Origin of the sequence: uncultured Methylobacterium sp. (assembly GCF_964251405.1) — a bacterium.
Taxonomy (GTDB): domain Bacteria; phylum Pseudomonadota; class Alphaproteobacteria; order Rhizobiales; family Beijerinckiaceae; genus Methylobacterium.
Genome location: NZ_CAXUJR010000035.1, coordinates 3805 through 16441 on the forward strand (window position 1 = coordinate 3805; position 12637 = coordinate 16441).

A 12637-nucleotide genomic window follows, 5' to 3' on the forward strand; every position below is an offset into this window, starting at 1 on the left:
ACGGCTCCTTCACCTACGTGCCCGGCGCCCTCTTGGGGGCACCTTCGGGGACGCACCTCGTCGACTATTTCACCTATTCGGCTACCGCCAACGGCCTCACCTCGACCAGCAGCCTCGACGTCGTTCTCGATCGTCTGCCGGTGGTGAACCGGGCGACGGCGAGCCTCGTCAAGGCGCCTGGGGCAAGCCTCTCGGTCGATGCGGCCCAGGGCGTCCTCGCCGGAGCGATCGACCCGGACGGCGATGCGTTGCTCGTCAGCGCGGTGGGGCCGGGTGCCGTGAGCCCGGGCGGGGTCGTGGCCGGCCAGTACGGTACGCTGACGATGCGGGCCGATGGCGGCTTCACCTACACGCTCGCAGCGACTGGGTCCGCTGCGGGACCGCAAGCCCATGAGATCTTCACGTTCCAGGTCTCGGATGGCCGCGGCGGCACGGTCTCGGCCAATCTCGACCTCACCCTCCTGGGTTCAGCTTCGGCGAACGCGGTGCAGTTCGGAAGCTTCGCCTACGACGCGACGAGTGCGGGGGGCAAAGTCTATGCCGTCTACGACGCCCTCCTCGGCCGAGCGGCCGATCCGCTCGGCCTCGCGGGTTGGACGAAAGCCCTGGGCCAGGGGCTCGCCCTCAAGGACCTCGCGCAGGGGTTCCTGGCCTCGCCCGAGGGGCAGGCGCGTGCCGGAGCCCTCGAGAACAGCGCCTTCGTCGAGCAGCTCTACTCCGCGACCCTGCACCGGCACTCGGACCCGGCTGGGCTCCAAGGTTGGACGGATGCTCTGGCACATGGCTCGACGCGGGCGGAGGTGGCGCTCAGTTTCGCCTTGTCACCCGAGCACCTGTCCAACCTTCAGGCCACATTCGACACCGGCGTGTTCGTGCCGGACGCGAGCGCGGCCGAGGCGGCGCGGCTCTACTATGGCATCCTCGGACGTGCCCCGGACGCGGCTGGCCTGGCCGGTGCCACGAGCGCGCTCAAGCACGGCACCACTCTGACGAGCCTCGCTCAGCAATTCGTGGCCGCACCCGAGGCGCAGGCGACGTTCGCTGGCGTGGACGACGGACGGTTCGTGGCGGGGCTGTACGAGAATGCGCTCGGCCGGGCCGTCGACCCTGCCGGTCAAAAATACTGGGTTGACGCGCTGCAGCACGGCACGTCGCGTGCCGACGTGGCCGTTCTCGTGTCCGAGAGCCATGAGGCCCAGGTTCACCTCGTCGGTCGGATCGAGTCCGGATGGGATCTCGTCTGAAGGCCGGATTCCGTCGCGCCCGGAAGACGGCTTGGTTTGGGTCAGTGGCGGTTGGCTAGATCCGGCTGCGATCTCGACCCGGGACACTGCCGCCGTGTCACGGTGATCGACGAAGATCCAGCCATATCCTGGAACCCGTTTGCCCGCCGGCGCCGCGCCGTCCTATGGTCGCCGCGTAGCGTTGTCCCGGCGCTTCGTCCGCAGCGAAGGACCCTGCGCCTGTCTTCGACCATCGCCTACCTTCTGCTCGATGTGGCAGGCACGCCCTGCGCCCTGGCCCAGTCGGAGGTCCGCGAGGTCCTGCCGCTGCCGCACCTGCACCGGCCGCCCGCGGCGGGCTCGATGCTGGCGGGGTTCGTCGATCTCGGCGGTGTCTCCCTGCCGGTTCTCGACCTCGCCCGGCTCCTGGGACTGCGAGAGTCCGAGCCGGCGCCCGACCCCTATCGTCATCTCCTTCTGGCCGCCGACCGCGGCGCCGTCCTGCTCGTCGACCGCGTCCAGGACCTCGTCCAGGTGCCACCCGAGGCGATCCGCCCGGTGGACGGAGACGAGACCCTCAATGGCTGCGTCTTGGCGGGGATCGCGCACGGCGGAGCGCTGATTCACGTCCTGGCGATGGCCCGCATCCTCACGGCGCGGGAGCGCGGTCGTGTGGCCGAACTCACCGCCCGCGAGGCCGCGCGCTTCGCCGACTTGACGGTGGCGTAACGACCATGGCGACAAGCCCGCGCCAGCCGAGGCCAGGGCCGGATTCGGACCCGGCCTATCCGCCCCTGAAGGCCCTGGTGATCGCCCGGACCGGCCACCACTACTACGCGGACAAGGACGATCTGCTGTTCGACCGGTTGTGCCGGCGCTTCAAGGCCTGCGGGATCGCCGACGCGCGGGCCTACCTCGCCCATCTCGCCGACCCCGAGTCCGGTCCGCCGGAATGGACGGCGCTCGAGGCCGAGATCACCATCGGCGAAACCTTCTTCTTCCGCTACGCCGAGCAGTTCGCGGCCTTGCGCGGGACCATCCTGCCCGGCCTCATCGCGGCGCGGGCGCAGAGCCGGACCCTGCGCATCTGGAGTGCCGGCTGCTCCACCGGCGCCGAACCCTACTCGATCGCGGTCCTGCTTCACGACCTTCTGGCCGAGGACTTGGGCAACTGGCGCATCAGCATCACCGGGACCGACATCAGCGCGATCGCGCTGGCGGCGGCGCGCTCGGGGGAATACGGGCGCTGGGCCCTGAGGACCCTGCCCCCGGAGGAGCGCCAGCGGCTCTTCCTCGCCGGCCCCCCTGCGCCGGGCGCGGCGCGCGAGGGCAGCTTCACGCTGCGTCCCCAGTTCAGGAGGATGGTGCGGTTCGAGACCCAGAACCTGCTCGGCCTCCTCGAGGGCGGCGCGAAGGCCTTCTCCGATTTCGACCTGATCCTGTGCCGCAACGTGCTGATCTATTTCGATGCCGAGACCGTGTATGGTCTCGTGCGCAGCTTCGGCCGCCGCCTGAAGCCGGACGGCTGGCTGCTGCTCGGTCACGCCGAGCCGAATCCGGCCTTCTGCGATCTCTTGGATCCGTTGAACCTGCCCGGCACGGTCGCGTACCGTCCGCGCGGCGCCGACCCGGTCCCGCGCGGCCCGGCGACGGCGACCGCGACGGCGCCGTGGATACCACTGCCCGTGCCCGAGATGCGGGTGGCGCCGAAGGCCCGGCAGGCTCCCGCCATCGTCGAAGCGACGCCGCCGGAAACGTCCGCCCTCGATCGGATCAGGACCCTGGCCGATGCCGGCGAGACCGCCGAGGCCTGGAGGGCCGTGCGCACGGCCCTTATCGACAGTCCGACCGAAGCCGCTCTGCACTACTACGAGGGATTGCTCGCCTGGAGCCTGGGCCGCGAGGATGAGGCCGAGCGTGCCCTGCGCGGCGCGCTCTACCTCGACCGCGACTTCGTCATGGCCCACTACCAGCTTGGGCTCCTTCTGATCGCCGCGGGGCGCCGCGCCGCCGCGGCCCGCGTCCTGGACAACGCCATCCGGATCGGCGGCCGCCTTCCGGCCGATGCCCGCCTGCCGGAGGGCGACGGGACCTGCGCAGGGCAGCTCGTCGCGGGCGCCACCCTGGCCCGCGACGGCCTCGAGGAGAGCGTAGCGTGACCGAGGCCTCAGAGATCGAAACGGGTGAGGCTGCACGGCACAGAGCTCTCCTCGACGAGCGCTCGGCATCGCTGGCGAGACGCGGCCGGACCCGGGCCGGCGTCGCGACCCGGCCCGTCCTGCTGTGCCTGTGCGGAGAGGATCGGTATGGCCTCCCGCTCGGCGAGGTTTCCCAGGTCATCCCGGCCCGATCCTGCACGCCGGTGCCGGGCGCTCCGGACGCGGTGCTGGGTCTCGTGGCGCTGTCGGGGCGGGTCGTCAGCGTGATCGGCCTCGCCGCCGCCATGGGAGGTCCGGATCCGGCCGCGCCGCCACAGGGGCACTTCGTCGTCCTACGCGGTGGCGGCGCGGCCGTCGCGCTTGCCGTCGATCGCGTCGAGGGCATCGTGCCCGTCCCGGTGGCGGCACTCGCCGATCCTGCATCGCCGGGGGAGCCCCGGGACCGGCCGCGTTTGGGAAGCGAGGCGGTTTCGGTCTATGCAGCCGCCGGGCCGCAGGGCGGGGCCGTCGTGATCATCGATCCGCGGCACCTGCTGAGGCGATACCTGCCGTGAGGCAAGGCCCGGAATCGGGCCGGCCGGGACGGGACCTGACATGGGGAGCTTGGGCTGAGCGTGGCGATCTCGATCGGAAGGCGCATCCTCCTCGGCTTCATGGCCGTCATCGCCGTGATGGTGGCGCTCGGGGTCTATGCCCTCGCCCAGATCGGAGCCGTGCGCGACAATACCAACGTCATCATCAGCCGCGACCTCACGGTGGCGCGCAAGCTCGACGACCTTGCCAACAGGTCCCGTGAACTCGGCATCCTGCGCCGCAACGCCGTGATCGCGACGCTGATGCGCAACCGGCCGGACGCGGAGCAGGCGGAGATCGCCGAGAGCTGGCGCCGCACCGCGGTCCAGGCCGAGGCCATCCTGGAGGACCTCGTCCGGACGACGGACGAATATTCCACCACCGCGCCGTCCACGGAGCGTGCCGCGATCTGGAAGAGGCTGAGTGCCGCCGCTGCTCTGGCCACCGCCGATTTCCGCCAGATGCGGACGGCCTCCGAGGTGCAGTTCGCCTCCGTCGCCGCCAAGGAGCTTGACGCCGTCGAGGCGCGCAATGACGCGCTCAACCGGATGCAGGATGCCCTCCTGATCGACGTCGAACGGACGCGCAACCTCCTCGACGAGGGAATCGCGGCCGGCCAGCGCCGGTCGACGGAGATCTACGACCTCAGCCGCCTCTCCATCGCGCTCGTCATGGCGGCCTGCATCCTGCTCAGCCTCGTCGTCACCGCCTTGATCCGGCGCGGCGTGGTCAAGCCCCTCGAGGACGTGATGGCCTTCGCCGAGCGCGTCGGCGAAGGCGATCTCACCGGCACCCTCGCCCGCACCGGCGGTGACGAGTTCGGCCGCCTCTCAGCCACCTTCAACACCATGGTGGCTGGGCTCGCCGACCTCGCCCGCACCAACCGGGCGGCCACCTCCGACCTCAACGCGGCGGCAGCCCAGATCCGCGCCTCGGCCCAGGAACAGGCCGCGAGCGTCGAGGAGCAGTTCGCCGCCGTGCAGGAGACTGCCGCCACGGTGGACGAGATCACGCATTCGGGTGCTCAGATCGGCAAGCGTGCCAGCGAGGTCATCGCCACGGCCCAGTCCACGGCCCAAACCTCTCGGGCCGGCCTCAGGGCGGTGGCCGACACCGCCAAGGCCATGGACCTGATCCGCGAGCAGGCCGAGGCAGCGGCGGGCAACATCGTGTCGCTCAGCGAGAAGACCCAGGCCATCGGCGAGATCATCACGACGGTCAACGACATCTCGGAGCGCACCCATCTCCTCGCCCTCAACGCCGCCATCGAGGCGGCGGCTGCCGGCGAGAGCGGACGCAGCTTCGCCATCGTGGCCTCCGAGATGAAGCTGCTGGCCGACCAGGCCAAGTCCGCCACCGCCCAGGTCCGCACGATCCTCTCGGAGATCCAGCGCGGCATCAACACGTCGGTGATGCTCACCGAGGAGGCGGTCAAGCGCGCCGCCGCCGGAAAGGCGCGGTCCGACACCACCCAGCGCACGATCGAGGAGATCACCGCGCGGGTCGAGGAGAACGTGCAGACCTTCCAGCAGATCGTGGCCTCGACGAACCAGCAGCAGCTTGGCATCGAGCAGGTGATGGGCGCCCTGCAGAACATCCGTCAGGCCAGCCAGCAGACCGCCGCCGGCACCCGCGAGGTCGAGGCGGCGTCGGCCAACCTCACCGAGCTCGCCCAGGCGCTGATGACGCTGGCCGACCGATACCGGCACTGAACCGGCCGCCCGCTGTGGATATCCGGCAGCAGCTCCTCGAAGCCTTCGCCATCGAGTACCGCGAGCACCTGGACGTGATCCGTGGTGCGCTCTCCGGCGGCGACGGGCGGTCGCCGGACTGGAACGACATCTTCCGCCGGGCCCACAGCCTGAAGGGAGCTTCCCGCGCGGTCGACCTGCCGGCCGTGGAGGCCGTGGCCCATCGGCTCGAGACCTTGTTCGAGCGGATCATGGCGGGCTCGGCCGCCCTCGACCGGAGCACCGGGGCCGCCGTCGACTTGGCGCTAGACCGGATCGAGGCCTGCGTCGCCGATCTTCAGAACGGATTGACGCCCTCCCCGCCCGAGGATGCCCTCGCCGCCCTCGACCGCTGCCTTGGGATGCCGGTTCCTCGACCGGCCGCGACCGGCACCGCACGCGCGGCCCCCCTTCCCGATCCGCCTCTCTCCGAGCCGGCGGCCGAGAGCGGTCCGACCGTGTTGAGGGTTCCGGCCGATGCGGTCGAGGCCCTGACGCGGGCGACCCACGAACTCGGCACGGCCCTGATCGGCGACGGGGCGGTGGCGGAGGGTCTGGTCCGGCTCCGGCGCGGCGCCCTCGATCTCGGCCAGCGCGCCGAACGCTTCCGCACGGCCGCCGGCTCGGCCCGGAATCCCGGCGCTGATCACGCGAACGGGCTCGATGCGGCGCTTGCCGAACTCGCGGCCCTGGAAAGCGGCCTGCTCGCCCTGGCGCGGGACGCCGCCGGCCTCTCCCGCCGACGCAGCGTCGTCGCATCCGCAGTGGATGCCGCCGCCGCCCGGGTGCGCGACGAGGCCGAGCGCCTGGCCCTGGTCCCGGCCGAGGCGGTGTTCGGGGGCTTCGCCCGCGTTCTGCGCGACATGGCCCGTGAGGCCGGCTCGGAGGTCGAGGTGACGACCACCGGCCTCGACGTTCCGGTGGACCGGGCCCTGCTGCAGGCGCTCAAGGACCCCGTCCTGCATACCCTGCGCAACGCCCTCAGCCACGGCGCGGAGCCGGCGGAGATGCGCAGGCGTACCGGGAAGCCTCCGGTGCTGGGCGTCGGTCTCGACGTCGTGGTGAAGGGTAGCCGGCTCGTCGTGACCGTCACCGACGACGGCGCAGGACCCAACCTCCCCGCCATCGCCGCCGCGGCCCGCAGACGCGGCCTACTCTCGGAGGAGGCCGCCGAACCGGACGCGCTGCTCGCGGTCCTGTTCGAGCCGGGCTTCTCCACGAGCGCGGCGGTGGACACCCTGTCGGGCCGTGGCATCGGGCTGTCGGTGGTGGCCGACACCGTCCGCCGCCTCAACGGGACCGTGCGGCTGCAGGCGCGCGCGCCCTGGGGGACCGCCCTGGTGATGAGCCTGCCGCTCTCGGCGGCGCGGCGCACCCTGCTCCTCGTCGAGGCCGGCGACGTCACCTACGCACTGCCAAGCCGGTCAGTGGAGCGTCTGCTGTTCCTCGATCGCGGCATGATCGAGAGGGTGGCGGGGCGTCCCGTCCTGCGGATCGAGGCGGAGGGTCGGGAGACGATGGCTCTGCCGGTCGTCCACCTGCGCGACCTCGTCGGCGGATCGCCGCCCGAAGCGACGGTCGAGGCCCGTCCCCTCCATGCCGTCCTCGTCCGAAGCGAGGGGCGGCGCTGCATCCTGGAGGTGGATCGGCTGTTCGATGTGCGGACCCTGCTCCTGCTGTCCCCACCGCCCGTGGCCGGCGACCTGCCTCTGATCGCCGGGACGGTCATCGTCGATGGCGACAGACCAGTCCTCGTCCTCGATTCCGAGGAACTCGTAGCACGGGCGGCGGAGATACGTCCGGCTGCGTCGACGCTACGTACTCAACCGGAAGGAACGATTGCGCAGGCGCGACGTTCCGGGAGTCTCGCTGGACGCTCTCTTGCGACGATCCTCGTCGTCGACGATTCTATCACCACCCGCACCTTGGAGAAGGGCATCTTGGAAGCGGCTGGATACCGTGTTGTCGTCTGCGTCGACGGGCAGGACGCCCTCGACCGCCTCCGGGCCGGAATCGAGCGGGTCGACCTCGTGGTGGCCGATGTCGAGATGCCCCGCCTCGACGGCTTCGGGCTCCTCGAAGCCCTCCGCGCCGAACCGTCCTTCGCGACCCTTCCGGTCATCCTGATGACCTCCCGCGGCGCTGCCGACGACGTCGCCCGCGGCCTCGCCCTGGGCGCCGACGCCTATCTGACGAAGCAGAGCTTCGACCAGGGCAAGCTCCTCGACACGGTCGGGCAGTTGCTGTGAGCGCAACGATTCCCGAGGCACGGGAGCGGGTCCGCGTGATGATCGTCGAGGATTCCCTCGTCGTGCGTCAGTTGCTGACGCATATCGTCGGCCGCGATCCGCGGCTGGAGGTCGTGGCGGCGGTCTCCTCCGGCGAGGCTGCCCTCGCGGCGATCTCCGGCGCCCGGCCCGACGTCATCTCGATGGACATCCGCCTGCCCGGCATCGACGGGCTCGAGACCACCCGCCGCATCATGGCCGACCACCCGACTCCCATCGTGGTCATCGCCGATTCGGTCGAGGATTCCTCGCTCGGCATCTCCATGAACGCGCTTCGTGCCGGAGCGCTCTCGGTCGTCGAGAAACCGGTGGCGACGACCCATGTCGGCTACGAGACGGTATCGGCCGAGATCTGCACGCAGCTCCGGATCATGGCCGAGGTCCCGGTGATCCGGCGCCGGGCGATCGGGGCGGAATGGTCGAGGCGCGCGCCCCTCGGCGGTCCCTCGGGGACGGAGCCGCGCGTCAAGGCCGAGGAGCCTCCCCTCGTCGTGGCGATCGCCGCCTCCACCGGCGGGCCGCCGGCCCTCGCCCGGGTGATCGGCGCCCTGCCCTTGGACTTCCCGCTGCCCATCCTGGTGGTGCAGCATATGGGGCCGGCCTTCATGGAGGGCTTCGCCGCCTGGTTGAACGGTGTCGTCGCCCTGCCGGTCGCCCTTGCCCGCGACGGCGCCCGTGCCGAACCCGGCCACGTCTACGTCGCGCCTGGCGACCGCCACCTCACGCTCGACCGCGGCATGGCCCTGCGGATGTCGGATGCGCCGCCTCTGGGTGGGCAACGCCCTGCGGCCTCGATGCTGTTCAGCTCGCTCGCGCGCCACGCAGGACCGCGCGGCATCGGCGTGCTCCTCACCGGCATGGGCGAGGACGGCGCACTCGGTCTCCTCGACCTGTACCGGACCGGGGCGGCGACGGTGGCGGAGGACGAGAGCACGGCGATCGTGTTCGGCATGCCGGCCGCCGCGATCCGGCTCTCGGCCGCCCGCAGCATCCTGCCGCTCGACCGCATCGGCGCCCACCTGATCCGTCTGGCGCAACCCGAGCCGGCCGCATGACCGGAACTCTCAATCCATCCCCGAGCACCGTACGGCCGGCCCGCATCCTTCTCGTCGAGGATTCGGAGACCCAGGCCCTCGAACTGCGCCTCCTCCTCGAAGCGCAGGGCTTCTCGGTGGAGCGTTGCGCCACGGCCGAGGCCGCCCTCGACCACCTGAACACCCGCCTGCCCGACCTGGTGGTCGCCGATTACCACCTGCCGGGCATGAACGGCGACGAGTTCACCCGCCAGATGCGCCTGTCCCTGCGCACGCGGACCCTGCCCCTGCTCATGCTCACCGGTGCCCGCGACGGCGAGCGCCAGGGCCTCGATAGCGGCGCGGACGCCTACGTCGCCAAATCCGCCGACCGGGATATCCTGATCCTACGCATCCGCGCCCTGCTGCGCGAGCGCGGGGCTGAGCCGGCCAGGGAGAGCCCGGGAATCTCCGCTTTCCGGCGCGGTCGCGTCCTCGTGGTCGACGGCAGTGCCACCTACCGGACGTTCCTCGCCGGCCTCCTCGCGCATGAGGGGCACGCCGTGCGCGCCGTCGATGGACCGGAAGCCGCGCTGAGGGCGCTCGACGAGCCCGACGCGGCCTTCGACTGCATCACGATCGATCTCCTCGGCCACGCCTATGATGGCCTTGCCCTGTGCCACGCGATAGACCGGCGCCGTGCGTCCGATCGCGAGACCCGCGAGGCCGGCACGCCGACGTTCCAGCTCGTGGGGATCGCCGGCAGCGCCCCGGCGAAGGACTTCCTGGTGGACGCCTTCGCGGCCGGGGCCGACGACGTGGTCTCGAAGGCCGACGCCGAGATCCTGGTGATGCGGGTGCGCGGCCTCGTCCGGCGCAAGCTCCTCGAAGAGGACAATCGCCGCATCGCGGGCGAGTTCGGGATGCGCGAACGCGCCCTGGAACGCGCCCGCGCCGAGGCCGAGGCGGCCGAGGCCCGAGCCGCTCTGGCCGGTGCGCTCGAGCGAGCCAACCAGGATCTGGCCACGGCCAACCGCAAGCTCACCGACGCCCAGGCCAAGCTCGTTCAGGCCGCCAAGATGGCGTCGCTCGGCGAGCTCGTGGCGGGCATCGCCCACGAGATCAACAATCCGCTCGCCTTCATCCTGGCCCATCAGGGCACGGTGGAACGGCTGCTCGGCGAAATGCCGCCGCCGGAGGGAGATACGGCTGCGCAACGCGCCTTCGCCAAGGCCCGCGACCGCGTCGCCGCGATGCGGATGGGCCTGACCCGGATCCAGGATCTCGTGCTCAACCTGCGCAAGTTCTCCCGCCTCGACGAGGGCGAGCGCACCCTCGTCAACGTCCCCGAAGCCATCGATACGGTGCTGGCGCTGATCCAGCACAAGCTCGGTTCCCGCATCGGGGTGGTGCGCGATCTCGCAGGACGTCCCGAGATCCACTGCACCCCGGCCCTCCTGAACCAGGTCGTCATGAACATCCTCGGCAACGCCGCCGATGCCATGCCGGAGAGCGGCACCATCACCATCGTCACGAGCGGCACCGACGAGGTCGACCTGATCCGCATCAGCGACACCGGTCCGGGCATTCCCGAGCCCTTGCGCGAGAAGATCTTCGAACCGTTCTTCACGACGAAGCCCGTCGGCTCCGGGACCGGGCTCGGGCTTGCCATTGCCTACAGCGTCGTCCAGGCGCATAGCGGCTCCCTCAGCGTGGAAACCGCGCCGGGAGGTGGAGCCTGCTTCGTGATCGGCATACCGCGACAGGCGGCATGAGCAAGTTGAAAGGCACCATCCTCGCCGTCGATGACGAGCCGGACATCCTCGTCGCCCTCGAGGACCTGTTCGAGGAAGAATACAAGGTCCGCACGACCACCGACCCGGCCGAGGCGCTGGCGATCCTCAAAGGCGATCCCGCGATCGCGGTGATCGTGTCGGACCAGCGGATGCCGGGCATGACCGGCGACCAGCTTCTGGCGCAAGCCAGGGTGATCCACGACGCCCAGGCGATCCTGCTCACCGGCTACGCCGATATCAGCGCCGTCGTGGCCGCGCTGAACTCCGGCGGCATCACGGGCTACGTGACCAAGCCCTGGGATCCGATCCTGCTGCGCAGCACGGTCCGGAATGCCTTCGAGCGCCACCAGCTTGCCCGCGACCTCGCCACCGAGCGCGCACTCCTGCTCGGGCTCCTCGAACACACCGAGGACGCCATCGCCTTCAAGGATGCCGAGGGCCGCTTCGTACGCCTCAATGCGCGCAAGGCGGCACGGCTCGGGCAGGACGTGGCATCCTGCCTCGGCCGGAAGGAAGCGGAGCTTGGCGGTCGGGACGCGGCCCTGGCGAACCAGACCGCCGACTTGGCGGCGATCGATGCGGGCCTGTCGTTCGAGGTCGTAACCTCGGAGGAGATGGCGGGAGCCGAGCGCTGGAGCCATGTCGTGCGCGTGCCGATCCGCGACGCGACAGGCCACGTCGCCCACCTCGCGGTGATCGAACGGGACGTCACCGAACAGCGTCTGCTCGAGGCCCGCCTGCGCCAGTCCGACAAGATGCAGGCACTCGGAACTCTTGCGGGTGGAATCGCCCATGACTTCAACAATCTTCTGACGGCGATCCTCGGTAGCCTGGAGCTGGTGGCACCCAAGATCGTCGATCAGCCGCGGGTGCAGCGCCTCGTCGGCAATGCCACGCAGGCCGCCCATCGCGGCGCCGCCCTGACCAAGCGCCTGCTCGGCTTCAGCCGCTCACGCGAGCTGCGGTCCCGGGCCGTCGACCTGAACGAACTCATCGACGGAATGGGCGAACTCATCGGTGGTAGTCTCGGCGGCCTCGTCACGGTCGCGACGGAACTCGAACCGGGAAGGCCCCTCGCCCTCGTCGACCCGGACCAGCTCGAACTCGCAGTCCTCAATCTCTGCATCAATGCCCGCGATGCGATGCCCGAGGGCGGGCGGATCGTGATCTCCACCCATCGTGAAACGCTCGCCGGCGATAGCGAGCTTCCCGACGGCGACTACGCCGTGGTCGCTGTGAGCGATTCGGGCACTGGCATTCCCCCCGAAATCCTCGAGCGGGTCTGCGAGCCGTTCTTCACCACGAAGTCCCTGGGCCAGGGCACGGGGCTCGGCCTGGCCATGGTCTTCGGCCTTGCCCAGCAATCGAGCGGGCGCTTGCGGATCGCCAGTACGGTCGGCGAAGGTACGCGGGTCGAACTGCTCTTGCCGCGGACCGACGAGACCGCGGAGATCGCCGACGCGCCGGCCCTGAGGACCGTTGCCCCGGCGGGGTCCGCCCGTATCCTCGTGGTGGACGACGACGCCGACGTCCGGCATGTGACCGCGTCCTTCCTGAGCAGCTTCGGTTATCGGGAGACCGAGGCGGGCGACGCCCGCGAGGCGTTGGACCTGCTGGCATTGCAGGACTTCGATCTGGTGGTCGCCGATCTCGCCATGCCTGGGATGACCGGGGTCGAGCTGGTAAACGCCATCCGCCGGCACGGCCTGACCGTTCCGGTCCTGATCCTCACCGGCCACGCCGAGGCGGTCGAGATTCCCGCCGGCATACCGGTCCTTGCAAAGCCGTTCGAATCGAGCGAGCTCGCCGCGACCGTTGCGCACCTTATCGTCTCCACAACGCGCGCCTGACATCG

9 protein-coding genes are annotated in these 12637 nt (G+C 70.6%); all 9 read left to right on the top strand.

The window, feature by feature from the left end:
* On the top strand, positions 1-1244 hold a 1244-nt coding region (locus ACFE7U_RS08710; RefSeq protein WP_375409334.1), incomplete at its 5' end, for a DUF4214 domain-containing protein.
* A 231-nt stretch (positions 1245-1475) separates the two neighbouring features.
* The gene (locus tag ACFE7U_RS08715) at positions 1476-1952 is read left to right on the top strand and encodes a chemotaxis protein CheW (RefSeq protein ID WP_375409362.1); all 477 of its coding nucleotides are present in this window, start codon (positions 1476-1478) and stop codon (positions 1950-1952) included.
* Positions 1953-1957: 5 nt separating this feature from the next.
* Positions 1958-3382 carry a CheR family methyltransferase gene (locus tag ACFE7U_RS08720; protein ID WP_375409335.1) on the top strand — a complete coding sequence of 475 codons (1425 nt, stop codon included), beginning with the start codon at positions 1958-1960 and terminating at the stop codon, positions 3380-3382.
* Positions 3379-3936 carry a chemotaxis protein CheW gene (locus ACFE7U_RS08725; protein ID WP_375409336.1) on the top strand — a complete coding sequence of 186 codons (558 nt, stop codon included), beginning with the start codon at positions 3379-3381 and terminating at the stop codon, positions 3934-3936. The genes ACFE7U_RS08720 and ACFE7U_RS08725 overlap by 4 nt, the downstream gene beginning before the upstream one ends.
* A gap of 60 nt (positions 3937-3996) precedes the next feature.
* Positions 3997-5667 (top strand): methyl-accepting chemotaxis protein, encoded by a 1671-nt coding sequence (locus tag ACFE7U_RS08730; RefSeq protein WP_375409337.1) that lies wholly within the window; start codon positions 3997-3999, stop codon positions 5665-5667.
* 14 nt (positions 5668-5681) lie between these two features.
* Positions 5682-7934 carry a response regulator gene (locus tag ACFE7U_RS08735; RefSeq protein WP_375409338.1) on the top strand — a complete coding sequence of 751 codons (2253 nt, stop codon included), beginning with the start codon at positions 5682-5684 and terminating at the stop codon, positions 7932-7934.
* Positions 7931-9028 carry a chemotaxis-specific protein-glutamate methyltransferase CheB gene (gene cheB, locus ACFE7U_RS08740; protein WP_375409339.1) on the top strand — a complete coding sequence of 366 codons (1098 nt, stop codon included), beginning with the start codon at positions 7931-7933 and terminating at the stop codon, positions 9026-9028. Before ACFE7U_RS08735 ends, cheB begins: the two co-directional genes overlap by 4 nt.
* Positions 9025-10761 carry a response regulator gene (locus ACFE7U_RS08745; RefSeq protein WP_375409340.1) on the top strand — a complete coding sequence of 579 codons (1737 nt, stop codon included), beginning with the start codon at positions 9025-9027 and terminating at the stop codon, positions 10759-10761. The genes cheB and ACFE7U_RS08745 overlap by 4 nt, the downstream gene beginning before the upstream one ends.
* Positions 10758-12632, top strand: coding sequence for a response regulator (locus tag ACFE7U_RS08750; protein ID WP_375409341.1), 1875 nt, complete (start codon positions 10758-10760; stop codon positions 12630-12632). The genes ACFE7U_RS08745 and ACFE7U_RS08750 overlap by 4 nt, the downstream gene beginning before the upstream one ends.
* Positions 12633-12637: the final 5 nt, after the last annotated feature.